Genomic DNA, 25,750 nt, shown 5'->3' with positions numbered 1-25,750 from the left:
GCCGTTCACGGCAGGTAGCCCAACTGATCGACCCATAGATCGACCGAACGGACAGAAGAGTTTCATGACCTGGACCACCGACAACCAGAAGAACCTGATGCTGTTCTCTGGTCGTGCCCACCCCGAACTGGCTGAAGCAGTCGCCGACGAACTGGGCATCAAGGTGACCCCCCAGACGGCACGCGACTTCGCCAACGGCGAGCTGTTCGTCCGTTTCGAGGAGTCCGTCCGCGGCTCGGACGCGTTCGTGCTGCAGAGCTGCCCCTACCCGCTGAACCAGTGGGTCATGGAAGCCCTGATCATGATCGACGCACTCAAGCGCGGTTCGGCCAAGCGCATCAGCGTGATCCTGCCGTTCTACCCCTACGCCCGCCAGGACAAGAAGCACCGCGGACGCGAGCCCATCTCGGCCCGCCTCATCGCCGACCTGCTCAAGACCGCGGGCACCGACCGCATCATCACGGTCGACCTGCACACCGATCAGATCCAGGGCTTCTTCGACGGTCCGGTCGACCACATGCACGCCCTCGGCCAGCTCGCCGGCTACGTCTGCGACAACTACGGCACCGACAACATCACCGTCGTCTCGCCCGACTCCGGTCGTGTGCGCGTCGCCGAGAAGTGGGCCGACGCCCTCAGCGGCGCTCCCCTGGCCTTCATCCACAAGACCCGCGACCCGCTGGTTCCCAACCAGGTCAAGTCGAACCGCGTGGTCGGTGAGGTCGAGGGACGCACCTGCGTCCTGATCGACGACATGATCGACACCGGTGGCACCATCGCCGGCGCGGTCCGCGTGCTCAAGGAGGCCGGTGCCGGCGACGTCATCATCGCGACCACCCACGGCGTCTTCTCCGACCCGGCGGCCGAGCGTCTCGCCGGCTGCGGCGCCAAGGAGGTCATCGCGACCGACACGCTGCCCATCCCGGCCGAGAAGCGTTTCGAGAACCTCACCGTCCTGTCGATCGCCCCGCTGCTCGCGCAGACGATCCGCGAGGTCTTCGAAAATGGTTCGGTCACAAGCCTGTTCGACGGCATCGCCTAGTCTTTCGATTCCCTCTCACCACGGCGCCCGGATGTTCTCACGAACATCCGGGCGCCGTGGTTTTTGTCGTCGTCGGCTCCTTAGGCACCCGCCATCCGCCGCGTCTCCGACGGCGCGACCCCGTACTTGCGTCGATACGCGGCGGCGAAGCGGCCGGTGTGCATGACGCCCCACCGGGTGGCGATGTCGGTGACGGTCGAGGTCCCGCCGCGAGTCAGCAGGTCGTTGTGGATGCACTCGAGCCGAACGTCGAGCACGTACTCCATGGGACTCATCCCCACGCACTCGCGGAAGCTCTGCTGCAGGCGTCGAGCGCTGACCGCCCCGATCTCCGCCAGCTCACCCACGGTCCACGGTCGCGCCGGGTCGGCGTGGATGGCGTGGATGGCGTCGATGACGCGCTTTACCATGCGCGGGCGGGTTCCGGCCATCGGCTCATCACTCTCGGGCAGTGCGGCCAGCACCAGGGCCGTGGTGAGCATGCCGCCCAGCTGCTCCGCCATTCGCGGGTTGCGCAACAGGATGCCCTCGCACTGCGCGACCTGCTGACGCGCCGACCTCAACAGCCCCAGCCATTCGGCGCCGGCACCGGTGCGCAGATCGAGCTGGCGGGTCAATGACCGGCCCGGGCGGCCGGCGATCCGGTCGATCTCGCGCTGCAGGTAGTCCCGCTCGACCTTGAAACCGATGATCTCGCAGGTCTTGCTCCAGTTGGTGATGACCGTCGAGGTGTCCGGCGGGTTGAGCGTCGCCTGACCTGGTTCGGAGACGATCTCCCGGCCGTCGGTGACCGACGCGATGCTGCCGGACAACGGAACGTTGATGGCCCATGCCCCTGGATGGTCGGTGTCGATCGACACGTCTGCGCCGAAACCGATCCGCGCGAGCACCGTCGGACCGATCGCCGTCGACTCCAGGCGGTAGTGGGAGGCGTCGTCACGGGACAGCGGCCGCAGCTCATGGGGGAAGTACGCGTCCGCGACGACTTCGTGGACCTCATCCCAGTCCGCGATCCCCGACCCCACGACACGACGGGGCGGCGGCGTCACCTGCGACACCGACACCCGCGGTTGGTTGGTCCCCGAAATGGGCGGCCCTGCGCTCACGTCGTCCAGCGTAACTGTGACCGCTGTCACTAACTGCCGTCGGGAGCGATCCAGATCGCAACGTTGCGCACATCGGATCGACGGTTCGCAATGCGGATCGACGGGATGTGATCGCGGTCATACGTTTGGTCGCACCGTCACACCAGACACCCCACCAGCCACTGCCAGAGCAAAGGAGCTGATCCCCATGGACCAACGCACGATGCGCAACATCTTCGGACAGTTCGCCACCGGCGTCACCGTCATCACCTGCGCGAACGACCAGGGCACCCCGCACGGCGCGACGGTCACCGCGTTCACCCCGATCTCGATCGAGCCCCGCCTCTGCCAGGTCACGCTGACCCGCAAGTCGAAGGCCTGCGGCTACCTCGACGACGCGCCGTTCGCGGTCAACATCCTCAAGTCGGATCAGCTCGACACCGCCATGCACTTCGCCGGCAAGCCGCAGGAACACGGGCCCGAATGGAGCTCGGAGTGGCTCGTCCCCGCGCTGGCCGGCAACGCCGCGACCCTCATCTGCAACCCCTGGGCGTCCTACGACGGCGGCGACCACGTCATCTACGTCGGCGAGATCGTCGGCGCCCACGTCGACACCGAGGCGGAGCCGCTCCTGTTCTACCGCAGCAAGTTCCACGACCTCGGCGAGACCTCCGGCGCCGCCGCCTACTGCGGCAGCCTCGACGATCCGCACAGCCGCTGGTTCGACGCGACCGCGCGGTTCACGCCGAGCTGCGTACCGCTATCCGCAGTCTCTTGACCGACCATCCGTCCACCGATCAACTCTACTGTCGCACAACCGAAGTGAGGATAACCATGACCGCAACCGACATCGCCCCCGACACCGAGACCACCGAAGCGACGATCGTCGACCGCTCGAAGGTGAACGTCGCCGCCGACAGCGAGGCGAACCGCACCGAGAACTTCGCCTCCAAGCCGATGACCGGCGACGAGTACATCGAGTCGCTGCGCGACGACCGCGAGATCTGGCTCAACGGCGAGCGCGTCAAGGACGTGACCACCCACGAGGCATTCCGTAACCCGATCCGGATGACCGCCCGCCTCTACGACGCCATGCACGACCCGGCGACCAAGGACAAGGTCACCGCCCCCACTGACACCGGCAACGGCGGCGTGACCATGCCGTTCTTCCGCGCACCGAAGTCTGCCGACGACCTGCGCGCCGACCGCGACGCCATCGCCACCTGGGCGCGGATGACCTACGGCTGGATGGGCCGCAGCCCCGACTACAAGGCCAGCTTCCTCGGCACCCTGCACGCCAACTCCGAGCTGTACGCACCGTTCCAGGCCAACGCCGAACGCTGGTACAAGGAGTCGCAGGAAAAGGTTCTGTACTGGAACCACGCGATCATCAACCCGCCCGTCGACCGCCAGCTGCCGCCGGACGAGGTCGGCGACGTGTTCATGAAGGTGGAGAAGGAGACCGACGCCGGTCTCATCGTCTCCGGCGCCAAGGTCGTCGCGACCGGTTCGGCAATCACCAACTACAACTTCATCTCCCACTACGGACTCCCGATCAAGAAGAAGCAGTTCGCCCTGATCTGCACCGTCCCGATGGACGCCCCGGGCGTGAAGCTCATCTGCCGCTCGTCGTACACCCAGCAGGCCGCTGTGATGGGCACGCCGTTCGACTACCCGCTGTCGAGCCGCATGGACGAGAACGACACCATCTTCGTCTTCGACAAGGTGCTCGTGCCCTGGGAGAACGTCTTCATGTACGGCGACGTCGACAAGATCAACGCCTTCTTCCCGCAGTCCGGCTTCCTGCCCCGCTTCACCCTCCAGGGCTGCACCCGTCTCGCGGTCAAGCTCGACTTCATCGCCGGCCTGCTGATGAAGGCCCTCGACTGCACCGGCGCCGGCGGGTTCCGCGGCGTGCAGACCCGCGTCGGCGAGGTCATCGGCTGGCGAAACCTGTTCTGGTCGTTGAGCGATGCCATGGTCAACAACCCCGAGCCGTGGATCGGTGACACCGTCATCCCGAAGCTCGAGTACGGCCTGACCTACCGGATGTTCGCCCAGCAGGGCTACCCGCGCGTGAAGGAGATCATCGAGCAGGACGTCGCCTCCGGCCTGATCTACCTGCCGTCGAGCTCGGCGGACTTCAAGAGCCCCGACGTCCGTCCGTACCTGGACAAGTACGTCCGCGGTTCCGACGGCATCCTCGCCGTCGATCGCGTGAAGGTGATGAAGGCGCTGTGGGATTCGATCGGCAGCGAGTTCGGCGGCCGCCACGAGCTGTACGAGCGCAACTACGCCGGCAACCACGAGGGCGTGAAGGCCGAGCTTCTCATGTTCGCCGACGCCCGCGGCACCGTCGGGGAGATGAAGGGTCTCGCCGAGCAGTGCCTGTCCGAGTACGACCTGGACGGCTGGACCGTGCCGGACCTCATCGGCAACGACGACGTCAGCTTCTTCCGGAACCGCTGACCGACCCTCTCGCACAGCCCTTTCGAACAGGAGACATCATGACCACCATCGAGCGGCCCGCCCCGGTCGCATCAGCGACCACCGTCGAATCCCCGACCGCCGCCGGTTCCGGAAGTGCGGCCACCGCAGCGTTTGCGGGCCATCGGTTCACCGCCGACACCTCACCGGAACGTCTGTCGGCCATCGCATCCGAGGCCTTCGCCGGTTTCAGCGCGCTCATCGACAAGTACGAGATCACCTACGACGAGTACCGGGTCCTCAAGCAGTGGCTCATCGACGTCGGTGAGGGTGGTGAGTGGCCGCTGCTCCTCGACGTGTTCGTCGAACACGACATCGAGGAGGTCAACTCACGGAAGTACCAGGGCACCAAGGGAAGCATCGAGGGTCCGTACTATCTGCCGGATTCCCCGCTGCTGCCCGCACGCTGCACACTGCCGATGCGCAGCGTCGACGCCCGCGAGACACCGTTCGTGATGCACGGCCAGGTCACCGATCTCGACGGCAACCCGATGGCCGGCGCGACGATCGAGATCTGGCACGCCGACGCCGAGGGCTACTACTCGGGATTCGCGCCGCACATCCCCGACTGGAACCTGCGGGGCACGATCGTCACCGACGGTCAGGGCCGCTACGAGATCACCACCATCCAACCCGCGCCGTATCAGATCCCGACCGACGGTCCGACCGGCAAGTTCATCGAGGCCGCCGGGTGGCACCCGTGGCGACCTGCGCACCTGCATCTGCGCGTGGCGGCGAAGGGCCGGCATCCGATCGTCACCCAGCTGTACTTCACGGGTGGGGACTGGCTCGACAGCGACGTCGCCTCGGCGACCAAGCCGGACCTGCTCCTCGACCCGAAGCCGGACGCCGACGGCCGGAACGTCGTGCAGTACGACTTCGCACTCGACCCCGAGTAGCGATCCCCCGCGGAACGGGTACGCGAGCGGTCCGGGTTCTCCCCCTCTGGGGCCCGGGCCGCTTTGCGCTGGGTACGGTGTCTTCGTGGACGCGACGATCTATCACAACCCGAAGTGCTCGACCTCGCGCAAGGCGCTGCAGGCTCTGCGCGACGCCGGCATCGAGCCGACCGTCGTCAAGTACCTCGACGAGCCGTACACCCGTGAGCAGCTGGTGCAGCTGTTCGCCGACGCCGGGCTCACCCCCGCGCAGGCCGTGCGCAAGCGTGAGGCCCTCTACAAAGAGCTCGACCTCGCGTCGGCCACCGATGAGGCGATCCTCGACGCGATGGTCGAACACCCCATCCTCGTCGAGCGTCCGATCGTGGTGACCCCCAAGGGGACCCGCATCCCGCGGCCGTTCGAGAAGCTCGACGAGATCCTCTGAAGGGGCGTCGGTCCCCCGACACCCGGGACTTTGGTCGCGCCGATCGGCAGACCGATGACCGATGGGTACAGCTGTGTGCCAGAACGCGTTTCAGACGCTTCGGTCACCGGCGATCGCGACTAGCATCATGCACATGAGCTACGAAGCCAAGATGATCATCCTGTCCACCGAGAACCTGGACGAGTCCATCGAGTTCTACACCGAGACGCTGGGCATGTCGCTGAAGTTCCGCGACGGCGCCCACTTCGCCGCCCTCGACGGGGGGCCGGTGACGATCGCTCTCGCCACTGCGGTCGACCACCCGATCCCCGGCAAGGTCGTCGTCGGTATCAAGACCGCCGACGTCGACGCCGCGGCGAAGGCGATCGAGGCCGACGGCGGCGCCATCGTGAAGGGCCCGTACGACGACGCGCACGAGCGTCGTGCCGTGGTGTACGACAACCAGGGCAACGGACTCGTGTTCTACAGCCCGCTGAACCGCTAGGCCGCAGCCGGCAGCGGTTTCTGCACCGACGGCAGGGCCAGTGCCGCGATACCGCGCAGCAGCTCCTTCGTCATGTCGAAGTAGTCGAAGTAGTCGCGCCACACCACGATCCGTCCCTCACGGATCTCGAAGCGGCCGCACACCCAGAACTGCAGATGCAGCCGCCCGAAACGCAACTCGTCGACGCGTTCGGTGAGCACGACACCCGCCTCGTCGGAACTCACGTTGAGCATCCGGTAGTTGAAGCCCACCCACGACTTCTTCGCGACACCGCCGAGCACACCGGCCACCTTGCGCTTGCCGTTGATGGTCGGCAGCGAGACGTTGGTGTACGCGATGTCGTCGTCGATGGTCTCCAGCGCGCCGGCGATGTCCTCGCGCGCGAATGCGTCGAGCAGGGCCGTCACGATCTCGATCGGGGTCTGTGAGGTCATGGCAGCCCAGTATGCCGGGACCGCATCCGGCGAGGGGTGCGATGTGACATCTCGGCAGGTCCTCGACTATCCTTGCCACCGTTGTCTCGGCGAGGGTGACCCAGTCACCGTGATCGGCGCGACCATCGCAGTCTCCTCGGGTGCCCACGTGTGGCCCGGTGGGTGTCCGCGGTCGGAATGCGTGCCCGTTGCTCGTCGCGACGGACGAACGACCGCAACCACCGATCAGAGGAGATCCTCATGGCTACTCAGACCTCCAAGCTGTCTGTCAGCACCCGCACCGAGAAGGGCAAGGGCGCCGCTCGCCGCGCTCGCCGCGAGGGCAAGGTTCCCGCCGTGCTCTACGGCCACGGCACCGACCCGCAGCACCTGCACCTCCCGGCCCGCGACTTCGCCGCGATCCTGCGTAACAACGGCCTCAACGCCATCATCGAGCTCGACATCGAGGGCACCAGCCAGCTCGCGCTCACCAAGCAGGTCGACGTCCACCCGATCCGCAACTACATCGAGCACGCCGACCTGCTCCTCGTCCGTCGCGGTGAGAAGGTGACCATCGAGGTCGCCATCGTCGTCGAGGGTGACGCCGCCCCGGGCACCCTGGTCGTGTCCGACGCCAGCGTCGTCGAGGTCGAGGCCGACGCCCTGTCGATCCCCGAGCAGATCGCCGTCAGCGTCGAGGGTGCCACCGCCGGCACCGCCATCCACGCCTCCGATCTGGACCTGCCGGAGGGCGTCACCCTGATCGCCGATCCGGAGACCCTGATCGTCGCCGTGAACGAGGCCCAGGCCGCGGCCACCGAATCCGACGCCGACGCCGCCGAAGGTGCCGAGGGTGAGGCTGCCGAGGCTCCCGCGGAGTCGGAGTGATCCGACCCCCGACTGCTCTACTCGAGTGGTGAAAATCGTTGTCGGACTCGGTAATCCCGGGTCCAAGTACGAGAAGACGAGGCACAACGTCGGCGCGATGGTCGCCGACGGCCTCGTCGACTCGGCAGGCGAGCGCTGGAAGGTTCACAAGAAATCCGGTGCGGAGGTCGCCGAGGTTCGCCTCGGCGGCCAGTCTGTTCTCGTGGCCAAGCCACGCGTCTACATGAACGAGTCCGGCCGGCAGATCGGCCCGCTGGCCAAGTTCTATTCGGTCGCGCCCGCCGATCTCATCGTCGTGCACGACGAACTCGACATCGACTTCGGTCTCGTGCGCCTCAAACGCGGCGGCGGCGAGGGCGGCCACAACGGGCTGCGTTCGATCAGTCAGGCCATCGGCACCCGCGACTACCTGCGCGTGCGGATGGGTATCGGCCGTCCGCCGGGGCGTCAGGATCCCGCCGACTTCGTGCTCAAGCCGTTCCCGTCCGCGGACCGGGCCGAGGTCGAGCTGATGATCCGCAACGGCTGCGACGCCATCGAACTCCTGGTCTCCCAGGATCTGGAGAGCGCACAGAACACCGTGCACGCCTGGTAACCCGACAATCGATCGGTAACGATGTGCCACGGGAATGCGGTACTTCCCAGTAAGTGGCCGGGTGAGTACCGTCGTATGTCGGGTCACATAATCGGAAGGAAGACCATGGCAGTCATCGCGGACACCTCAGGGATCAACAACATCGGCATGCTCGGGATCGGCGCCTATCGCCCTGAGCGTGTGGTCACCAACGACGAGATCTGCGAGCACATCGACTCCTCCGACGAGTGGATCTACACCCGCACCGGCATCAAGACCCGCCGCTTCGCGCGCCGCGACGAGAGCGTCATGGAGATGTCGGTCAACGCCGGACGCAAGGCCATCGCCAACGCGCTGCTGCAAGGCTCCGACATCGACGCGGTCATCCTCGCCACCAACACGCACCTGCTCCTGACCCCGGCCGGCGCGACCAAGGTGGCCACCGAACTCGGCTGCAACGGCGTCCCCGCCTTCGACGTCACCGTCGGCTGCGCGGGCTTCGGTTACGGCATGGCCCTCGCGTCGGACATGATCCGCGGCGGCAGCGCCACCAACGTGCTGGTCATCGGCGCCGAGCAGCTCTCGGTGGCCCTCGACATGACCGACCGCACCAACTGCTTCATCTTCGGCGACGGCGCGGGCGCCGTGGTCGTCGGACCCACCGAGGAGCAAGAACTCGGCCCGGTGGTCTGGGGTTCGGACGGCTCGCAGTTCAACGCCATCCGCCAGGACTTCGACTGGGTGACCTTCCTCGACGGTGACCGCGTCCAGCGCCCCTACCTCCGCATGGAGGGCACCGCGGTGTTCCGCTGGGCCGCCTTCGAGATGGGCAAGGTCGCCGTCCGCGCCCTCGAGGCCGCCAAGATCGGCTCCGAGGACCTCGACGTCTTCGTCCCCCACCAGGCCAACGCGCGCATCAACGAGCTGCTCGCCAAGAACCTCAAGCTCCGCGACGGCGCCGTCGTCGCCAACGACATCGAGTACACCGGCAACACCTCCGCCGCGTCGATCCCGCTGGCCATGGAGGATCTCCTCTCCACCGGCAAGGCGCAGCCGGGCCAGACCGCCCTCCTCCTCGGCTTCGGTGCCGGACTCTCCTACGCCTCCCAGGTCGTCAAGCTTCCGCCGGTGCCGTTCGAGTAAGTCTCCTTCTTCCAGTTGCGGCAGTTGGTTCCGGTTTCCGGAACCAACTGCCGCATCTGTTTTCAGGCACCGAGCGCCTGACGTACGCGCTCGACGACGTAAGCCGGACGTTCCCTGAGGTCCGCCCAGGTGTAGTTGAGGACCGTCCACCCGAGCGCGATGAGGTCGTTGCGACGACGCCGGTCACGCTGGAAGGTCTCGGCGTCGCGATGAAAGGCCATGCCATCGATCTCGACGGCGAGCATCCTCTCCGGGAACGCGACGTCAACGTAGTAGCCGCCGACCGGATGGTTGCACACGAAGCCGTCGACTCCGCCCTGCCGCAACAGGTCGACCGCGAGCCGCTCGGCCTCGGACCGCGCTCCGGCCTCGACCCCGGCAACCAACGCCGCGATCTCCGTCGCGTCCTCCTTCCTGCGACGACGCTCGGCAGCGGTCCGCAACTGCTCGATCGACACCCGACGCAACAGCAGCGCGGCGTCGAGGATGCTGCTGCCGCTCTCGACCGAGGCCTCCAGCACCGACAGGGGCAGCGAGGTGACGACGAGGTGGTCACGGGTGACCGTCTCGGCATCTGCGAGAGCCCGGTAGCGCACCTGGACTCCATCGACAGGCGATCCGTGCCGAGATCGCGGCGCAGTGACAGTGAACCTCTTGGGTGGCTCGTCGACGATGCCGTGCCACCACGCGGCACCGACGCCGGACAGCGCCGCGTCGTTGCCGACCGCGGCCACCGCGAGTCGGGCCCGGGTCCGCGGCGTAAGCGGATGATCAGCCAGCGTGTACACACCACGCGATTGCGGCGTCCACACGCCGGCCCCCACACGTCGGTGGATACCCGACTTGGTCAGCCCGAACTCCAGAGCTTCGGCGATCGTCACGACCCCGTCGCGCGTGAGCGCGTGGCGTCGGAGGCGGGGTGGCGTCTGCACGTCGATTGGACGCGACGACCCTCCCGCCGGTTCCCAGATCGTGGGTTTGCGGCAGTTGGTGCCGACTACCGGCACCAACTGCCGCATAGTCCGAACGCCATCAGTTTGGAGCCCCCCGACCAGCCGAGTAGCCTCGGATCTCGTGAGTTCTGACGTCGCAACCGAGGTCAAGCGCCGACGTACCTTCGCGATCATCTCCCATCCGGACGCCGGTAAGTCGACGATGACCGAGGCCTTGGCGCTGCATGCGCGCATGATCAGCGAGGCGGGTGCGATCCACGGCAAGGCAGGACGCAAGTCCACCGTCTCCGACTGGATGGAGATGGAGAAGGCCCGCGGCATCTCGGTCAGCTCCACCGCGCTGCAGTTCAACTATGCCGCCGAGCACAGCGACGACGGCATCCCGAGCGTGATCAACCTGGTGGACACCCCCGGTCACGCCGACTTCTCCGAGGACACCTATCGCGTGCTGACCGCGGTCGACGCGGCGGTGATGCTCATCGACGCCGCGAAGGGCCTCGAGCCGCAGACGCTCAAGCTGTTCCAGGTCTGTCGCCACCGCGGCATCCCGGTGATCACGGTCATCAACAAGTGGGACCGTCCCGGCCAGACGCCGCTCGAACTGATCGACGAGATCACCGAGCGCATCGGCCTCACCCCCACCCCGTTGTTCTTCCCGGTCGGCATCGCCGGCGACTTCCGCGGCCTGCTCGACCGCCGCACCGGCGAGTACGTGCACTTCACCCGCACCGCCGGCGGCGCCAAGATCGCCCCCGAGGAGATCATGAGCGCCGACGACGCGGCCGCGCGTGAGGGCGACGAGTGGACGGCCGCCGTCGAAGAGAGCGAACTGCTCTCCGAGATGGGCCAGGACCACGACCAGGAGATGTTCCTCGCCGGCCAGACCTCGCCGATGATCTTCGCCTCGGCGATGCTGAACTTCGGTGTGCGGCAACTGCTCGAGGTGCTCGTCGAGCTCGCTCCCCCGCCCGCCGGCCGCGTCGACGTCGAGGGCAGGGAACGTCCGGTCACCGACCCGTTCAGCGCCGTCGTGTTCAAGGTGCAGGCCGGAATGGACTCGAGCCACCGAGATCGCCTGGCGTACATGCGGATCGTGTCCGGCGAGTTCGAGCGCGGCATGGTCGTCACCCACGCGCAGACCGGAAAGCCGTTCGCCACCAAGTACGCCCAGGCCGTCTTCGGCCGGGACCGTTCCACCGTCGACACCGCCTACCCGGGCGACGTCGTCGGCCTCGTCAACGCGACCGCGCTGGCCCCCGGCGACACCCTCTTCGACGGCCCGAAGGTGCAGTTCCCGCCGATCCCGTCGTTCGCGCCGGAGCACTTCTCGACGCTGCGCGCGACCACCGCCGACAAGTACAAGCAGTTCCGCAAGGCGATGGACCAGCTCGACAGCGAAGGTGTGGTGCAGGTACTGCGCAATGACACCCGCGGCGACATGTCGCCGGTGCTGGCCGCGGTCGGCCCCATGCAGTTCGAGGTCGTCACCGCCCGCATGAAGGCCGAGTTCAACGTCGACACCATCATCGAACCGCTCGGCTACACACTGGCCCGACGCACCGACGCCGAGAGCGCACCCGAACTCGACCGGCAGCGCGGCGTCGAGGTGTTCACCCGCACCGACGGTGCGATCCTGGCGCTCTTCAGCGACAAGTGGCGCCTGCAGTACATCGAGAAGGAACACCCCGACCTGACGCTGCAACCCCTTGTCGCCGCGGCGGATTGAGCCGATGAGGCGTCCCCTCGTGCGCACCTCCGGTGTCGGCGCGCTTGCCGCGGTGTCCGCGGCTGCGCTCCTGATGTCGGGTTGCGCCGGAAATCCGGCACCGGCACCGACGTCGACAAGCACAGCCCCCACCCCGACCGCGCGCCCGATCGATCCCGCGAAATGCGCGGAGAAGCCGCCGCAGGGCAAGGTCGACCGCGGCGGGCACGACCTCCGATTCCGTTCCGGCGACATCCGGATCGCGATCACCGAGCCGGCGGCCACGACGTCCGGACTCCCGGCCGCCGGAAGCGGCGCGAGCGCCGACAAGGCGACGAGCTGCTACGAGTTCAACCGCTGGGGCCCGGAACGACCCGACGTCCCGCCGGACTCATTGTTGTTAGTGTTCAAGGGAATCGGGACCGACGGCGCCCAGATCGAGTTTCCCATCAGCGAATTGACCGGCGGCACGGTGCCACCCGTGGGCGGCGGACCGCGCCCCACCGCGGGTCCGCTGACCAAGCCGATCAACGCGCAGATCGGCGTCTCCGTCGACGGTGTCTACCACCAGTCCTCGGCGTGCCAGCTCAGCATCAGCGGGATGTCGGGCAAGCTCGCGGCCGGGTCGTTCACCTGCTCGGAGGCCTCCCGCGTCGACGCCAACCCGTTCGCCCCCGACGACGACGTGGCCTACGACGCCGACGAGTCGTCGACGAGCCCGCGGCCCGACACCGGCACCCCGCCGACCGTCGTACTGTCCGGGCGGTTCCAGCTCACGCCGTAGGTTTCGACACGGCTCGTCGCACGCGCTCACGCACCCACGATCCGCGCGACGACCGCCGGATCGACGTCGTCGATCGCGGCGGGGTCGAAGACCGGGTTGCGGTCCTTGTCGACCAGCACCGCCCGCACTCCTTCACGGAAGTCGTGGGTGGCGGTGATCTGTTCTGCCGCATGCAGTTCGCGGTCGAAGCACTCGTCGATCCCGGACTGCGCGCCGGCGTTGATCATCGCGGCCGTCACCCAGAGGCTAGTGGGTGAGGCCTTCTCGAGCAGGCCGATCATCTCCTCGGCCCACTCGTCGCCGATCGCTCCGCGCAGACCGCCGACGATGGCGTTGATGTTGTCGTCGGCGAAGTACTCCCCGACCTTGCGGAGGGGGACGTCGCTGGTTTCCGTGGTCCCCGAAGTCGCCAGCGCATCGGCCAGCGGATCTCCGGAACGGATCGACTCGGCGACGCCGGCGATATCGGCCGATGCCACGAAATGCGTTGCCAGGCCGACGGCCACCGCGTCGATGCCACGGATGCGCGCACCGGTGAGACCGAGCCACATGCCGACGCCCTCGGGCAGCCGCGGCAGGAAGTAGGTGGAACCGATGTCGGGGAAGAAGCCGATCGCGGTCTCGGGCATCGCGATCATCGCCTTCTCGGTGACCACGCGGATCTCGCCGTGCACGCTGATGCCGAGTCCGCCGCCCATGGCCGCGCCGTCGATGAGGCTCACGTACGGCTTGGGATAGTCGGCGACCATCTGATCCAGCCGGTACTCACTGCTGAAGTAACGGGTGATGGCCGCGGTGTCGCCGTCGAGCGAATGCTCGCGGATCGCCCGGATGTCGCCGCCCGCGCAGAAGGCGCGGTCGCTCGCGGAGGTGACGAGGACGGTCTCGATCGAGTCGTCGTCACCCCAGTCGCCGAGCGCGGCGTACATGTCGTCGATCATGGACTGGTCCAGCGCGTTCAGGGCTTTCGGCCGGTCGAGGACGATCTCGCCGACACCGTTGGACACCGAGGTGCGAATGAAGGACATGCCCCCAACCGTAGCGGTGAGGGAAGACAAGCCGGAGAAAACCCGTTGGCAGACCCGGACGCGTCCACTACCGTGGACCCCGCACACGCAGCCGACCCGAGGAGTGATCCCGCACGATGAAGAACTGAAGTGGCCCCGGCCGGCGCGCGATGTCGTTGCGACACCCGTCGGTGAACCCGAACCACTTCAGGAGATCTCGTGTCTACTCCCCTGCCCCTTTCTTCCCAGCCGTCGGTGGTGCTGTCCGATGTCTCATTCGTCTGGCCCGACGGCACCGCGGTCTTCGATCGCCTCAATCTCGCGCTGGGAGCGTCCACCTATTCGCTGATCGGCGCCAACGGCGCAGGTAAGTCGACGTTGCTCGGCCTGATCTCGCAGCGTCTCCGCCCGGCGTCGGGCAGTGTCAGCATCTCCGGGGCCACGTCCGCGCCGGAGGTGGGGATCGTTCCGCAGGACCCGCAGTCGGATCCGGAGTCGACGGTGTCGGCAGCTCTCGGCATCGACGGCATCCGCAGTGCGATCGGTCTCATCGAGGGCGGCTCGGTCGACGCCGACGACTTCGATGCCGTCGGTGACGACTGGGATGTCGAGGAGCGGGCGATCGGACTCCTCGCCCAGATGGGTCTCCCCACCGACCTCGACCGTCGGGTCGGCGCCATGTCCGGCGGCGAGGCGACGCTGCTGTCGATCGTCGCCGCACTCATGCGCCGACCCTCGGTCCTGCTGCTCGACGAGCCGACGAACAACCTCGACACCAGCTCACGGGCAAGGCTTTTCGACGCCATCGGCGCCTTCGCCGGCACGGTGATCGTCGTGAGTCACGATCTCGAACTTCTCGAACGCGTCGACGCGACGCTCGAGTTGTACCGGGGCCGGGTCCGGGTGTTCGGCGGCCCCTACTCGCATTACCGCGAGATCGTGGACGCCGAGCAGGAGGCGGCCGAGGCCGCGGTGGCAACTGCGGCCGGCGATCTCCGCAAGCAGCGTCGGGAGCTGGTCGACGCCCAGATCAAACTCGACCGGCGCGCCCGCACCGCGTCGACCGCTGAACGGGAGAAGCGAGTGCCGAAGATCATCGCGCACTTGCGTCGCGGTGAGGCGCAGGTGTCGGCGGGGAAGCTGCGCAACGCCCATCAGGACGACGTGGCTGCGGCCGCCTCCCGCCTCGACGGGGCGCGCGAGGAGGTTCGGAAAGATCGCACCGCCCGGATCGTGGTGCCGGAGGCCGACCTGGCCTCGCGGACCCAGGTCGTCACCGACGACCGGCTGCGCATCAACGGCCCGGAACGGATCGCGCTGGTGGGGCCCAACGGTTCCGGGAAGTCGACACTCATCGCCGACCTCGTCGCGCGCGAGGCGATCGTGGTGCCGTATGCGTATGTGCCGCAACAGATCGTCTTCGACAACCCGTCGATGTCGATCGCCGGCCTGGTGTCGGCACATCATCCGGACATCAGCACGCAGGAGGTGCGTTCACATCTGGCCCGGTTCCTGTTCCGGGGTGCACGTGCCGACCGCGCGCTCGAGGAGCTCTCCGGCGGCGAGCGTCTGCGTGTGGGTCTCGCAGACGCACTACTCGGCGATCCCACCCCGAAGCTGCTGATCCTCGACGAGCCGACCAACAACCTGGATCTCGACACGGTCAGCCAACTGGTCGCCGCGCTGGAGCTTTGGAGTGGCGCGCTGCTCGTCGTCTCCCACGACGCGGGATTCCTGGATCGGATCGGGATCGACCGTCGCGTCGAGGTGGGCGGGTCGTCACCAGAGCTGGCCCCCGACACATAGGCAGTTCCTCAGGGCGCCTGAGCCGCCCCCACTTTGAGCATGACGGGGCTCGCATGATCGGATGACTGTTGCGCGTCGCAACTCTTCGTCCGATGCGCCGGGAACGATGACGGCTCAGGAGGTCAAGGATGGCCACGATCGAGGTGACCGGTCGGCGTCAGCAGCAGGCTTGGGCCGACAAGGTGCTCCCCCCTGTCGAGGAGGTGCGCCCGGGTCTGTGGTCGATCCCGGTGCCGATGGGCCCCAACCCGTTGCGCTACGTCCTGGTCTACGCCCTCGCGCTGCCCGACGGCGGCCTGGCGCTCATCGACGTCGGGTGGCCGTCGGACGAGTCCTGGCGAGCCCTTGTCGACGGCATCCGCAGCACCGGTCACGACGTCACCGACGTGCGATCGGCGGCCATCACCCACTTCCATCCCGACCACTTCGGCTTGGTCCCGCGCCTGCTCGAACAGACCGACGTGGAACTGTTGATGCACCGCGCCGACGCGTGTCACCTCCGCTATCACTCCGACGACGAGGTGGAGAGTCAGCTCGACGACGCCCGGTGGGAGTTGCGGGTGCTGGGTGCACCGGCCGACGTCGCCGGGCTCGGGCTCGTCGACTTCGTGCGGCTGCCCGACGGCCGGACCGTCGACCGGGAGCTGACCGCCGACGCCCCGCTCGACATCCCCGGCTGGAATCTGCGCGCCATCTGGACGCCCGGTCACACACCTGGCCATCTGTGTTTCGCCGACGACGACGCGGGGATCATCTTCACCGGCGATCACCTGCTGCCGCGCATCAGCCCCAATGTCTCCACGAGTCCGATGCAGACGGAGAGCCCACTCGCGGACTATCTGGTGTCGCTGGCCAACACCGAGAAGATGCGGGACCACGAGGCCCTGCCATCGCATGAATACCGCTTCCGCGGTCTGGGCGCCCGGGTGACCGGACTCCTGTCGCATCACGAGGATCGTCTCACCGAGATCACCGAGGCGGTCGCGGCCCGGCCCGAGTCCACGGCGTGGGAGATCACCCAGGCCGTGAGCTGGTCCCGGCCGTTCAGCGACCTCAACCTCACGATGAAGCGGCTCGCGCTGCGCGAGACCGACGCTCACCTGCTGGTCTTGAGCGAGCGCGGAATACTCGCCTCGACACCCGCCCCCACCCTGGCCGATCTCGCCGACGTCACCGTCGAGCCGGTCCGGTGGTCGCTCTCGCCGGTGTCCGAACACCGCACCGCGTCGAGCCTGTCGCTACCGAACTGACCGCGACCCGTGTCCCCGCCGGTGGACGTCCCACCGGCGTTCCCCACCGATCAGAGGAGGATCCCCCATGAGCGCCGTGCTCACCGAGTTCGCCGACGGAGTCGCCGTCATCACGATCAACCGGCCCGAGGCGAAGAACGCCGTCAACCTCGAGGTGTCCGAGGGAATCGCGGCCGCCATCGACGAGCTCGAGTCGCGCGACGACCTCACCATCGGCATCCTCACCGGCGCCGGCGGCACGTTCTGCGCGGGAATGGACCTCAAGGCGTTCTCGCGCGGCGAGCAGGTCTCGCTGAAGGACCGCGGTTTCGGCGGTCTCACCGAGGCCCCGCCCAGTAAGCCGCTGATCGCGGCGGTCGAGGGCTGGGCCCTGGCCGGTGGCTGCGAGCTCGCACTGTCCGCCGACCTCGTCGTCGCCGCCGAGAACTCCAAGTTCGGCATCCCCGAGGTCAAGCGTGGTCTCGCCGCGGCCGCAGGCGGTCTACTGCGTCTGCCGAAGATCCTCCCCTACCAGGTCGCGATGGAACTGGCCCTGACCGGAGACCCGCTGTCCGCCGCGCGCGCCCACCAGTTCGGCCTGGTCAACAAGGTCACCGCGCCCGGCGAGGCCCTCGCCGGTGCTCGTGAGCTCGCCGCGAAGATCGCCGCCAACGGACCGCTCGCCGTCAAGGCCACCAAGCAGGTCACCTCGATGGCGATCAACTACACCGACAAGGACCTGATCAAGAAGCAGTGGGAGTACCTGACCCCGGTCTTCTCCTCCGAGGACGCCCAGGAGGGTGCCAAGGCATTCGCCGAGAAGCGCGCACCCCAGTGGAAGGGCCGCTGATCCAGACAGTGGAAGGGCCGCTGATCCGCGAAAAGGTCGGTAACTAGAGTGGCTGAGGTGGACCTGCACCTCGTGACCTACTTCGTCGCAGTCGTCGACCACGGAGGGATCACGAAGGCCGCCCAGTCGCTCTACATCTCGCAACCCTCCCTGTCGCAGGCCATCCGGACGCTCGAGAAGCGTCTCGGAGTCACGTTGTTCGACCGGACCGGACGCCGCCTCGAACTGACCGAGGCCGGCCGCAAGCTCGACGACGCGGCGCGGCGCATCCTCGCCGACGTCGAGCGCGCCAAACGGAAGGTCGACGCGGTCCGGGAGCTCCGGTCCGGGCGCGTCGACGTGGTGACGTACGCGGCGTTCAGCATCGATCCGCTCGTGAACGTCGTCCGACTCTTCCGGGAGCGCTTTCCCCGGCTCGCGGTCCGCGTCCTCGCGGCCGACGGTCCGGCCGGTGTCCTCTCCGCGTTGCGGTCCGGCGACGCGGAGATCGGGGTCATCGACTCCTCCGCCGAACACGCGACGTTCTCGGCCATCCCGATGACGGAGCAGGAGCTCGTGGTGGCGTCCCCCGACGCCCTGGTCGCGGGACTCCCGGACACCGTGCCGCGCAGCGCCATCCGGTCGGTCCCATTGGTGATCGATCACAGCGATCAGCACACCGCGGCCTTGCTCGCCGATCTCCTCGACGACGCCGCCGGCAATGTGGTCGTCGATTGCCCGTTGCCCGCGGCGGTCTGGAATCTCGTCGAACGCGGTACGGCCGCAACGGTTGTCCCGCGTACCGTGGGCGACACACAGCTCGCCGGTACCCGGCAGCTCCTACTCGATCCGCCGTTGACGCGACCCTGGGGACTCGTGCTGCGTTCGGGTCTCCCCTCGCCTGCGGCGCTCGCGTTCATCTCCGCGGCCCGGGCCCACTCCGGCCTGAGCCAGGAGCCGACCGAACTCCCGGACTGGTAGGCCACCATGGAATTACGCCAGGTCGAATACTTCCTCGCGGTCGTCGAGAACAAGGGCATCGGCGGCGCCGCCTCCGCGCTGGGTGTCGCGCAACCGACGGTCTCACAGGCGTTGCGGGCACTCGAACGCGAACTCGGCGTCCAGCTGTTCCACCGCATCGGTCGCGGCATGGTGTTGTCGGCGGCGGGCCGCACGATGGTCGGCCCGGCCCGCCAGATCATCCGCGACGTCGACGCCGTCGGCGATCTCCTCGCCGCCGAGGAGGACGAACTCACCGGACACCTCGATCTGCTCGCGTCCCCGGCCACGGCCGTCGGCCCGGTCGTCGACCTCGTCGCCCGCTTCCGTGCCACCTATCCGCGAGTGTCGGTGCGGCTCGGCGACCTGCGTGACGAGACGCGGGCCGCGTCCACCATCGAGGACGGGCACTGCGAGTTCGCCGTCGCCCACCTGCCGATCGCCGGCGACGCGCTCGAGGTCATCGAACTCGGCGAGCAGGAGTACGTACTCGTCTATCCCGAGGGATCCGAGGTCCCGGACGGACCGATCCCGCTGGGGAATCTCCCGTCACTCCCGATGGTGTTCGTACCGCGCGGCCAGTCGGTGGCCGACGAGCTCGAGGAGGCCATGCGGGTCGGAGGCGCCCGGCCACCGGTCGCCGTGCTCTCCGAACATCGCGAGGAACGGCTTCCCATGGTGCTGGCCGGGATCGGCGGCAGCCTGCTGGAACGTTCGATGGCCGAGTCTGCTGCGGACCGCGCCGTCATCCGCGAGACCGAACCCCGCTTCGTGCGGCCGTTCGCGATCGCCTTCGATCCCGCGTCCCTGTCGCCGGTGGGTCAGGCTTTCGTGGAACTCATTCGCGCGCAGGTGGATGAGAACGTAACGGCGCCCCCCACCCCGCCGGCCGAGTAGCGTCGCCCCAGCAGAGCAACGCGACGCCCCACCCCCGTCGGCCGAGTAGCGTCGACCGAGCGAAGCGAGGGCGCCGCGTATCGAGGTCCGTCAAGCAACCCGCTCGAAGACCGCGGCGAGACCCTGGCCGCCGCCGATGCACATCGTCTCGAGGCCGTAGCGACCCTCGCGGCGCTGCAGTTCGCGGGCCAGCGAGGCCAGCATGCGGCCGCCGGTCGCGCCGACCGGATGGCCGAGCGAGATGCCCGAGCCGTGGACGTTGGTGCGGTCGAAGTCGCCTCCGGAGCCGAAACGGCCGAAGCCCCATTCGCGAGTGACGGCGAGCGCCTGGGCGGCGAAGGCCTCGTTGAGTTCGATGAGGTCGATGTCGGCCAGGGTCAGACCGGCCTTGGCGAGTGCCTTCTCGGTGGCCGGCACGGGGCCGATGCCCATGGTGCGCGGCGGGACGCCGGCGAGACCCCACGAGACGAGCTTGACGAGCGGGCGCAGGCCCAGCTTCTCGGCGACCTCGGTGGTGGTGACGATGGCCATCGACGCGGCGTCGTTCTGGCCGCTGGCGTTGCCCGCGGTGACGGTGGCCTCGGGATCGGCCTTGCCCATGATCGGCTTGAGTTTGGCCAGCGACTCCAGCGAGACGTCCGGGCGGGGATGTTCGTCGGTGTCGATGATCGTCTCACCGTTACGTCCGGGAACGGTGACCGGGATGATCTCCTCGGCGAGCACGCCGTCCTTCTGGGCACGGACTGCCCGCGTGTGGGATTCGACGGCGAGCTCGTCCTGCTCTTCGCGCGAGATCTCGTACTCCTTGCGGAGGTTCTCGGCGGTCTCGATCATGCCGCCGGGCACCGGGTAGTGCCTGCCGCCGGCGGTCGAGCGGGCGCGGACGAGGCTGTCGTGCATGGCGATTCCGGTGCGCGCACCACCCCATCGCATGTCGACGGAGTAGAACGAGGCGTTGCTCATCGACTCTGCGCCACCGGCGACGACGAGATCGTTGTCGCCGGCGGACACCTGGTAGGCCGCCTGGATGACGGCCTGCAGACCCGAGCCGCAGCGACGGTCGATGTGCATGCCGCCCACCGTGATCGGCAGCCCGGCGTCGAGTGCGATGACGCGACCGAGGGCCGGCGCCTCACTGTTGCCGTTGCAGTGCCCGAGGATCACGTCCTCCACCTTCTCCGGGTCGATACCCGTACGCTCGATCAGACCCTTGAGCGCGGTGACGCCCAGGTCGACTGCCGTGAGGCTCTTGAACATCCCGCCGTAGCGGCCGATGGGGGTACGGACCGGTTCGCAGATGACGACGTCGCGCATGGGTGAGACCTTTCGCAGATCAGAGTGGAAGTATGTGCGTGAGAACAGGTCTCACATGAAGCGACCGCCGGTCACCTCGAGCACGGTGCCGGTCATGTACGAGGACATGTCCGAGGCGAGGAACAGCGCGACGCTGGCAACCTCGCCGACCTCGCCGGCGCGGTGCATGGGGATCTCCGACATCTTCTGGTCCCAGGCCTTCTGCGGCATCGCCTCGGTCATCGCCGAACGGATCAGGCCGGGCTGGATCGCGTTGACCCGCACGCCGTGGTGCGCCATCTCCTTGGCGGCAGCCTTGGTCATGCCGACGATGCCGGCCTTGGCGGCGGAGTAGTTGGTCTGGCCGACCATGCCGACCTTGCCCGACAGCGAGGAGATGTTGACGATCGCGCCGGACTTCTGCTCGCGCATGATCGCGGCGGCCTTGCGGGTGCCGTTCCAGGTGCCCTTGAGGTGGACCGAGATGACGAGGTCGAAGTCCTCTTCGGTCATGGTGCGCATGGTGGCGTCGCGGGTGATGCCGGCGTTGTTCACCAGCACATCCAGCGAACCGAAACCGTCGACGGCCTCGGCGAGCAGCGCGTCGACCTCGTCGCCGTCGACCACGTTGCACTTCACGGCGCGGGCGACGTCGCGGCCACCGAGCTTGTCGGCGGCGGCCTGCGCGGCGTCGAGGTTGAGATCACCCAGGACCACCTTGGCGCCCGCGTCCACAAAGGACCGGGCGATCTCGAAGCCGATGCCCTGGGCGCCACCGGTCACGACGGCGGTTCGTCCCTCGAGCAGCGGCTGGGCGGTGGTGGATGACATCTTCGGTCCTTCCGATGGGGTTCTGGTGCAGACACCAGCGGCGGCGTGAGGCGCCGGGTGATGCCAGTAATCTAACCCGCGAATCCGGCGTCGAACGCGTTCGTTTCATACGCAACGGCTATCGGAGCGATCCCGGTTTCGTATTGGACCCCTCACCGTGGACGCGCAAGAGTGGCACCATGACCGGAGTGACGCAACAACCGACCGCCACCTCTCAGGTGAGCGCGGAAGACTTCGCCGACATCCTGGCGGCGACTCGAGAATTCGTGCGTGAGGTCGTCGTGCCACGCGAACAGGAGATCCTCGACACCGACGCGATTCCCGAGGATATCCGCCAAACCGCCAAGGACATGGGCCTTTTCGGTTACGCGATCCCGCAGGAATGGGGCGGGCTCGGACTCGACCTGACCCAGGACGCCGAACTCGCCATGGAACTCGGCTACACCTCGCTCGCACTGCGCTCGATGTTCGGCACCAACAACGGCATCGCCGGCCAGGTGCTGGTGAACTTCGGCACCGACGAGCAGAAGGCCGCCTGGCTGGAGAGGATCGCCTCCGGTGAGGTCGTCGCCTCCTTCGCACTGACCGAACCGGGCGCCGGTTCGGACCCCGCGGGCCTCCGCACCAAGGCCGTTCGCGACGGCGACGACTGGGTCATCTCCGGCGAGAAGCGCTTCATCACCAACGCCCCGCTGGCCGATCTGTTCGTCGTGTTCGCCCGCACCCGCCCGGCAGACGAGAACGGCACCGGCATCGCGGTGTTCCTCGTCCCGGCCGACTCAGCCGGACTCACGGTCGGTGCCAAGGACCGCAAGATGGGACAGGAGGGCGCCTGGACCGCCGACGTCCACTTCGATGGCGTGCGTGTCCCGAACGCCGCGCTCATCGGCGGCAGCGAGGACGTCGGTTACAAGGCCGCGATGATGTCCCTCGCCCGCGGTCGCGTGCACATCGCCGCACTGTCGGTCGGCACCGCCCAGCGTGCGCTCGACGAATCGATCGCCTGGGCCGCGACCGCCACCCAGGGCGGCCGCCCGATCGGCGAGTTCCAGCTGGTCCAGGCCATGCTGGCCGACCAGCAGACCGGCGTGATGGCCGGCCGCGCCCTGGTGCGCGAGGCCGCCCGGGCCTGGGTCGACAACACCGACCGGCGCGTCGCCCCGTCGGCCGCGAAGCTGTACTGCACCGAGATGGTGGGCAAGGTCGCCGACCTTGCCGTCCAGATCCACGGCGGCAGCGGCTACATGCGCGACGTCCCAGTGGAGCGCATCTACCGCGAGGTCCGCCTGCTGCGTCTCTACGAGGGCACCAGCGAGATCCAGCGCCTCATCATCGGACGCAACCTCTACAAGCAGGGCACCAAGAACGCCCAGCGCTGAGCGCAACGACAACAGCGGCCCATCCTCGCGAGAGGATGGGCCGCTGTTCGCGCGGGACCAATTCCTTCCCGCTGATCGGCCGGCACACGCGGGAAGGAAGCGAGCCCGCGGGAGGGAAACCCTCCCGCGGGCTCGTGGCTCAACCGACGAGGGCGTGGCTCAGGCGTGCGTCAGACGCTCCCGCAGGGCGACCTTCTGGACCTTGCCGGCCGCCGAGGTCGGCAGCTCCTCGACGACGACGACGTCGCGGATCTTCTTGTAGGGCAACACCTGTTCGGCGACGAACGCGGCGACCGCGTCCTCGTCGATGACGTGGCCGCCCTTGGGGACCAGGAACGCCACCGGTTCCTGGCCGACGGGTCCGGCCTCGCGTCCGACGACCGCGGCAGCCGCGACGTCGGGGTGGGTCACCAGGATCTCCTCGAGCTCACGCGGATACACGTTGTAGCCCTTGTAGATCAGCATGTCCTTGGCGCGGTCGCAGATGTAGATGTAGCCGTCGGCGTCGCGGAAGGCGATGTCGCCGGTGTCGAGCCAGCCGTCGACGAACTGTTCCGCGGTCTTCTCGGGATGTCCGAGATAACCGTCGGTGACCTGCGGCCCGCGGACCCAGAGCTGTCCCCGCTCCCCGGCCGGCAGGACGACGGCCGGGTCGTGGGCGGCACGGATCTCCACCTCGGTGTCGAAAGTCGGGAGTCCGACGCTGCCGAGCCGGTACTGGCCTTTCGCGGTGAGCGGCGCCGAGGAGACCAGGCACGTCGCCTCGGTGAGGCCGTAACCCTCGACGATCGCCGCCGCGGGAAACGCCTTCTCGAGCTGCTCGAGCGTCACCAGGTCGATCGGGGCGGCGCCCGAGGAGACCACCCGCACCGAGGTCAGATCGCGCGACTCGACGTCGGGGTGGACGGCCAGTGCATGCCACATCGCCGGGCTGCCGGTCACATACGACGCCCGGTGCTGCTCGATCAGCGCGAGCATCCGCCCGGGTTCGAATCGTCCGGCGAACACATGCGTTGCGCCGCACAGCAACAGGAACGTCATGTTGATCAGCGCGTGGGCGTGGAACAGCGGTGACACGACGACGGTCGCGGCATCACCCGGGACCACTCCGCGATCGGAGCCCGCACGCGGTGTCAATCGCAGCAGACCGTGGTCGCCGACCTCGATCGCGTGCCCGGCACGCCACCCGATCATCTGGGTGGCGTTGCCCAGAACGTTGCGATGAAGAACCCGAACGCCTTTCGAGACGCCGGTGGTCCCACCGGTGAACGCCAGATGCGCGACGTCCTCGGAGGTCACGGTGACGGCGGGAGCTTCAGCGTGCCCGGCGACGAACTCGTCGAGCGAGGTTACCCGCACGCCCTCGGCCCCCAGGCCCTCGACCGCCGCGGCCGAACCGTCGACGACCACCACGGTGGACAGCGGCGAGTCGGCGGCGGCCGACAGGAGCCGACCGGACTGTTCGAACTGCGTGAAGCCGGCCACCGCACCCGTTTCGACGATCTGACGATGCAAGCCGGGTACCGGCTGCAACGGGTTGACGAGGGTGACCGTGGCACCGGCGCGCAACGAACCGTAGTAGGAGACAACGAATTCGATGCTGTTGGTGAGGTAGATCAGCACCACGTCTCGTTCGGCGACACCCGCCGACCGGAGCGCCGACGCCACCGCCGCCGACCGCGCGTCGAGATCGGTGTAGGTCAGCGTCGTCTCGCCGTCGACCACCGCCGCACGGTCGCCGTACAGCGCGGCCATGCTGGCGGGGACGACCGCCATGCTCGTGTCCGGGTAGTTGAGCGTCGTCGGCGTGCCGCCGCTCATCGCGGTGCCATGCGGATCGCGCCGTCGAGTCGGATGGTCTCGCCGTTGAGGTACGCGTTCTCCAGGATGTTGGCCGCGAGCTGGCCGAACTCCTCGGGGCGGCCGAGACGCGACGGGTTGGGGATGCTCGCCGCGAGGGATTCGCGCACGTCGTCACGTAAGCGGGCCAGCAGCGGGGTGTCCATGGTGCCGGGCGCGATGGTGTTGACGCGGATCAGCTTGCTGGCCAGGTCGCGGGCGGCCACGAGGGTCATGCCGACGATGCCGGCCTTCGAGGCCGAGTAGTTGATCTGGCCGATCTGGCCCTCGAACGCGGCGACCGAGGCGGTCATGACGATGGCGCCACGCTCGCCGTCGATGGGTTCGAGGCGCGCGATGCGCTCGGCACCCAGCGACAGAGCGTGGAACGAGCCGACGAGGTTGAGCTTGATGACGAACTCGAAGTCCTCCGCCGATCCGGCCTTGCCCTCCTTGTCGAGGATGCGCATACGACGCCCCGCGCCTGCGCAGTGCACGAGTCCACGCAGTCCACCGCGCTCGTCGGCGACATCGAGTGCGGCCGCGAACTGTTCGGCGTCGGTGATGTCGGCGGCGGCGAAGGACGCCGCCGAACCCAGACCGTCGGCGACGGACTGGCCGTCGGAGGACGGGAGGTCGATCAGGGTGACCAGGCCGCCGGCGTCGACGACGCGCTTGGCGGTGGCGAGGCCCAGACCGGAGGCGCCACCGGTGATCGCGACCGAGAGTCCCTTGAGTTCCATTGTGCTGTTGTGCC

Annotated in this window: 25 protein-coding genes; 17 read left to right on the top strand and 8 right to left on the bottom strand. The window is 68.0% G+C overall.

Annotated elements, in window-relative coordinates; translation table 11 throughout:
- The first annotated feature begins 64 nt into the window (after window positions 1–64).
- The gene (locus tag GKZ92_RS07285; RefSeq protein ID WP_006361218.1) at window positions 65–1,042 is read left to right on the top strand and encodes a ribose-phosphate diphosphokinase; all 978 of its coding nucleotides are present in this window, start codon (window positions 65–67) and stop codon (window positions 1,040–1,042) included.
- 80 nt (window positions 1,043–1,122) lie between these two features.
- Here GKZ92_RS07285 and GKZ92_RS07280 read toward each other — a convergent pair whose 3' ends face one another.
- Window positions 1,123–2,106, bottom strand: a complete 984-nt coding sequence (locus GKZ92_RS07280) for an AraC family transcriptional regulator (protein WP_081474321.1) — start codon at window positions 2,104–2,106, stop codon at window positions 1,123–1,125.
- Window positions 2,107–2,335: 229 nt separating this feature from the next.
- Here GKZ92_RS07280 and GKZ92_RS07275 point away from each other — a divergent pair, with 229 nt between their 5' ends.
- The 5 genes from GKZ92_RS07275 (at window position 2,336) to GKZ92_RS07255 (ending at window position 6,424) form a co-directional block, all read left to right on the top strand.
- Window positions 2,336–2,905: a flavin reductase family protein gene (locus tag GKZ92_RS07275; RefSeq protein ID WP_035750394.1), complete on the top strand. Its 570-nt coding sequence runs from the start codon at window positions 2,336–2,338 to the stop codon at window positions 2,903–2,905.
- A 56-nt stretch (window positions 2,906–2,961) separates the two neighbouring features.
- A complete protein-coding gene (locus tag GKZ92_RS07270; protein WP_035750392.1) occupies window positions 2,962–4,596 on the top strand; it encodes a 4-hydroxyphenylacetate 3-hydroxylase family protein in 1,635 nt (544 codons plus the stop codon).
- A 38-nt stretch (window positions 4,597–4,634) separates the two neighbouring features.
- Window positions 4,635–5,513: a catechol 1,2-dioxygenase gene (catA, locus tag GKZ92_RS07265; protein ID WP_006357897.1), complete on the top strand. Its 879-nt coding sequence runs from the start codon at window positions 4,635–4,637 to the stop codon at window positions 5,511–5,513.
- Window positions 5,514–5,598: 85 nt separating this feature from the next.
- Window positions 5,599–5,940 carry an arsenate reductase (glutaredoxin) gene (gene arsC, locus GKZ92_RS07260; RefSeq protein ID WP_006357896.1) on the top strand — a complete coding sequence of 114 codons (342 nt, stop codon included), beginning with the start codon at window positions 5,599–5,601 and terminating at the stop codon, window positions 5,938–5,940.
- A gap of 133 nt (window positions 5,941–6,073) precedes the next feature.
- Window positions 6,074–6,424, top strand: a complete 351-nt coding sequence (locus GKZ92_RS07255) for a VOC family protein (protein WP_035750874.1) — start codon at window positions 6,074–6,076, stop codon at window positions 6,422–6,424.
- Here the strand turns inward: GKZ92_RS07255 and GKZ92_RS07250 are convergent.
- Complete coding sequence (locus GKZ92_RS07250; RefSeq protein WP_035750389.1) at window positions 6,421–6,858, bottom strand: limonene-1,2-epoxide hydrolase family protein; 438 nt, start codon at window positions 6,856–6,858, stop codon at window positions 6,421–6,423. The two genes, GKZ92_RS07255 and GKZ92_RS07250, sit on opposite strands and share 4 nt — an antisense overlap.
- A 240-nt stretch (window positions 6,859–7,098) precedes the next feature.
- Between GKZ92_RS07250 and GKZ92_RS07245 the strand changes: the two genes are divergently transcribed.
- From GKZ92_RS07245 to GKZ92_RS07235, 3 genes are all read left to right on the top strand, one after another.
- Window positions 7,099–7,725, top strand: a complete 627-nt coding sequence (locus GKZ92_RS07245) for a 50S ribosomal protein L25/general stress protein Ctc (protein ID WP_035750873.1) — start codon at window positions 7,099–7,101, stop codon at window positions 7,723–7,725.
- Window positions 7,726–7,753: 28 nt separating this feature from the next.
- Window positions 7,754–8,320 (top strand): aminoacyl-tRNA hydrolase, encoded by a 567-nt coding sequence (gene pth, locus GKZ92_RS07240; RefSeq protein WP_040004037.1) that lies wholly within the window; start codon window positions 7,754–7,756, stop codon window positions 8,318–8,320.
- A gap of 105 nt (window positions 8,321–8,425) precedes the next feature.
- Entirely contained in the window at window positions 8,426–9,442 is a 1,017-nt protein-coding gene (locus tag GKZ92_RS07235) for a beta-ketoacyl-ACP synthase III (RefSeq protein ID WP_006357891.1), read from the top strand.
- Window positions 9,443–9,504: 62 nt separating this feature from the next.
- On the opposite strand, the gene GKZ92_RS07230 is transcribed toward GKZ92_RS07235, so the two are convergent.
- Complete coding sequence (locus GKZ92_RS07230; RefSeq protein WP_035750870.1) at window positions 9,505–10,374, bottom strand: type IV toxin-antitoxin system AbiEi family antitoxin domain-containing protein; 870 nt, start codon at window positions 10,372–10,374, stop codon at window positions 9,505–9,507.
- A 142-nt stretch (window positions 10,375–10,516) separates the two neighbouring features.
- Here GKZ92_RS07230 and GKZ92_RS07225 point away from each other — a divergent pair, with 142 nt between their 5' ends.
- Complete coding sequence (locus tag GKZ92_RS07225) at window positions 10,517–12,121, top strand: peptide chain release factor 3 (RefSeq protein WP_035750387.1); 1,605 nt, start codon at window positions 10,517–10,519, stop codon at window positions 12,119–12,121.
- Window positions 12,122–12,140: 19 nt separating this feature from the next.
- On the top strand, window positions 12,141–12,884 hold the full coding sequence (locus GKZ92_RS07220; protein WP_006357888.1) for a hypothetical protein: 744 nt from the start codon (window positions 12,141–12,143) through the stop codon (window positions 12,882–12,884).
- A gap of 26 nt (window positions 12,885–12,910) precedes the next feature.
- Here the strand turns inward: GKZ92_RS07220 and GKZ92_RS07215 are convergent, their stop codons facing one another.
- Window positions 12,911–13,912, bottom strand: a complete 1,002-nt coding sequence (locus tag GKZ92_RS07215; RefSeq protein ID WP_035750385.1) for an enoyl-CoA hydratase/isomerase family protein — start codon at window positions 13,910–13,912, stop codon at window positions 12,911–12,913.
- A 198-nt stretch (window positions 13,913–14,110) separates the two neighbouring features.
- Here GKZ92_RS07215 and GKZ92_RS07210 point away from each other — a divergent pair, with 198 nt between their 5' ends.
- From GKZ92_RS07210 to GKZ92_RS07190, 5 genes are all read left to right on the top strand, one after another.
- Window positions 14,111–15,697 (top strand): ATP-binding cassette domain-containing protein, encoded by a 1,587-nt coding sequence (locus GKZ92_RS07210; RefSeq protein ID WP_040004031.1) that lies wholly within the window; start codon window positions 14,111–14,113, stop codon window positions 15,695–15,697.
- Between the two features lie 128 nt (window positions 15,698–15,825).
- Complete coding sequence (locus GKZ92_RS07205) at window positions 15,826–16,947, top strand: MBL fold metallo-hydrolase (RefSeq protein WP_006357885.1); 1,122 nt, start codon at window positions 15,826–15,828, stop codon at window positions 16,945–16,947.
- A 67-nt stretch (window positions 16,948–17,014) separates the two neighbouring features.
- Complete coding sequence (locus GKZ92_RS07200) at window positions 17,015–17,776, top strand: crotonase/enoyl-CoA hydratase family protein (protein WP_035750381.1); 762 nt, start codon at window positions 17,015–17,017, stop codon at window positions 17,774–17,776.
- A gap of 57 nt (window positions 17,777–17,833) precedes the next feature.
- A complete protein-coding gene (locus GKZ92_RS07195; RefSeq protein ID WP_035750379.1) occupies window positions 17,834–18,736 on the top strand; it encodes a LysR family transcriptional regulator in 903 nt (300 codons plus the stop codon).
- A gap of 6 nt (window positions 18,737–18,742) precedes the next feature.
- The gene (locus GKZ92_RS07190; RefSeq protein ID WP_035750377.1) at window positions 18,743–19,651 is read left to right on the top strand and encodes a LysR family transcriptional regulator; all 909 of its coding nucleotides are present in this window, start codon (window positions 18,743–18,745) and stop codon (window positions 19,649–19,651) included.
- 90 nt (window positions 19,652–19,741) lie between these two features.
- Here GKZ92_RS07190 and GKZ92_RS07185 read toward each other — a convergent pair whose 3' ends face one another.
- Complete coding sequence (locus GKZ92_RS07185) at window positions 19,742–20,965, bottom strand: acetyl-CoA C-acetyltransferase (protein ID WP_035750375.1); 1,224 nt, start codon at window positions 20,963–20,965, stop codon at window positions 19,742–19,744.
- Between the two features lie 51 nt (window positions 20,966–21,016).
- Window positions 21,017–21,775 (bottom strand): 3-oxoacyl-ACP reductase FabG, encoded by a 759-nt coding sequence (gene fabG, locus GKZ92_RS07180; protein WP_035750374.1) that lies wholly within the window; start codon window positions 21,773–21,775, stop codon window positions 21,017–21,019.
- Window positions 21,776–21,954: 179 nt separating this feature from the next.
- On the opposite strand from fabG, the gene GKZ92_RS07175 reads away from it, so the two are divergent.
- The gene (locus tag GKZ92_RS07175; protein WP_042375935.1) at window positions 21,955–23,154 is read left to right on the top strand and encodes an acyl-CoA dehydrogenase family protein; all 1,200 of its coding nucleotides are present in this window, start codon (window positions 21,955–21,957) and stop codon (window positions 23,152–23,154) included.
- Window positions 23,155–23,313: 159 nt separating this feature from the next.
- Here the strand turns inward: GKZ92_RS07175 and GKZ92_RS07170 are convergent, their stop codons facing one another.
- Window positions 23,314–24,975, bottom strand: a complete 1,662-nt coding sequence (locus GKZ92_RS07170) for a class I adenylate-forming enzyme family protein (RefSeq protein ID WP_155225152.1) — start codon at window positions 24,973–24,975, stop codon at window positions 23,314–23,316.
- The gene (locus GKZ92_RS07165) at window positions 24,972–25,736 is read right to left on the bottom strand and encodes an SDR family NAD(P)-dependent oxidoreductase (RefSeq protein WP_006357877.1); all 765 of its coding nucleotides are present in this window, start codon (window positions 25,734–25,736) and stop codon (window positions 24,972–24,974) included. The genes GKZ92_RS07170 and GKZ92_RS07165 overlap by 4 nt, the downstream gene beginning before the upstream one ends.
- Window positions 25,737–25,750: the final 14 nt, after the last annotated feature.

The sequence above is a fragment of the Gordonia sp. 135 genome, from assembly GCF_009720185.1.
Classification (GTDB): domain Bacteria; phylum Actinomycetota; class Actinomycetes; order Mycobacteriales; family Mycobacteriaceae; genus Gordonia; species Gordonia alkanivorans.
Note: the sequence above shows the minus strand (reverse complement) of the source record. Positions and strands in the feature narration are given on the sequence as shown.

Excerpts from the sequence above, each read along its gene's own strand:
- GKZ92_RS07285 (WP_006361218.1), top strand. The coding sequence starts at position 65 with ATGACCTGGACCACCGACAACCAGAAGAACCTGATGCTGTTCTCTGGT.
- GKZ92_RS07275 (WP_035750394.1), top strand. The coding sequence starts at position 2,336 with ATGGACCAACGCACGATGCGCAACATCTTCGGACAGTTCGCCACCGGC.
- GKZ92_RS07270 (WP_035750392.1), top strand. The coding sequence starts at position 2,962 with ATGACCGCAACCGACATCGCCCCCGACACCGAGACCACCGAAGCGACG.
- catA (WP_006357897.1), top strand. The coding sequence starts at position 4,635 with ATGACCACCATCGAGCGGCCCGCCCCGGTCGCATCAGCGACCACCGTC.
- GKZ92_RS07255 (WP_035750874.1), top strand. The coding sequence starts at position 6,074 with ATGAGCTACGAAGCCAAGATGATCATCCTGTCCACCGAGAACCTGGAC.
- GKZ92_RS07250 (WP_035750389.1), bottom strand. The coding sequence starts at position 6,858 with ATGACCTCACAGACCCCGATCGAGATCGTGACGGCCCTGCTCGACGCA.
- GKZ92_RS07245 (WP_035750873.1), top strand. The coding sequence starts at position 7,099 with ATGGCTACTCAGACCTCCAAGCTGTCTGTCAGCACCCGCACCGAGAAG.
- GKZ92_RS07235 (WP_006357891.1), top strand. The coding sequence starts at position 8,426 with ATGGCAGTCATCGCGGACACCTCAGGGATCAACAACATCGGCATGCTC.
- GKZ92_RS07215 (WP_035750385.1), bottom strand. The coding sequence starts at position 13,912 with ATGTCCTTCATTCGCACCTCGGTGTCCAACGGTGTCGGCGAGATCGTC.
- GKZ92_RS07205 (WP_006357885.1), top strand. The coding sequence starts at position 15,826 with ATGGCCACGATCGAGGTGACCGGTCGGCGTCAGCAGCAGGCTTGGGCC.
- GKZ92_RS07200 (WP_035750381.1), top strand. The coding sequence starts at position 17,015 with ATGAGCGCCGTGCTCACCGAGTTCGCCGACGGAGTCGCCGTCATCACG.
- GKZ92_RS07190 (WP_035750377.1), top strand. The coding sequence starts at position 18,743 with ATGGAATTACGCCAGGTCGAATACTTCCTCGCGGTCGTCGAGAACAAG.
- GKZ92_RS07185 (WP_035750375.1), bottom strand. The coding sequence starts at position 20,965 with ATGCGCGACGTCGTCATCTGCGAACCGGTCCGTACCCCCATCGGCCGC.
- fabG (WP_035750374.1), bottom strand. The coding sequence starts at position 21,775 with ATGTCATCCACCACCGCCCAGCCGCTGCTCGAGGGACGAACCGCCGTC.
- GKZ92_RS07175 (WP_042375935.1), top strand. The coding sequence starts at position 21,955 with ATGACCGGAGTGACGCAACAACCGACCGCCACCTCTCAGGTGAGCGCG.
- GKZ92_RS07170 (WP_155225152.1), bottom strand. The coding sequence starts at position 24,975 with ATGAGCGGCGGCACGCCGACGACGCTCAACTACCCGGACACGAGCATG.
- GKZ92_RS07165 (WP_006357877.1), bottom strand. The coding sequence starts at position 25,736 with ATGGAACTCAAGGGACTCTCGGTCGCGATCACCGGTGGCGCCTCCGGT.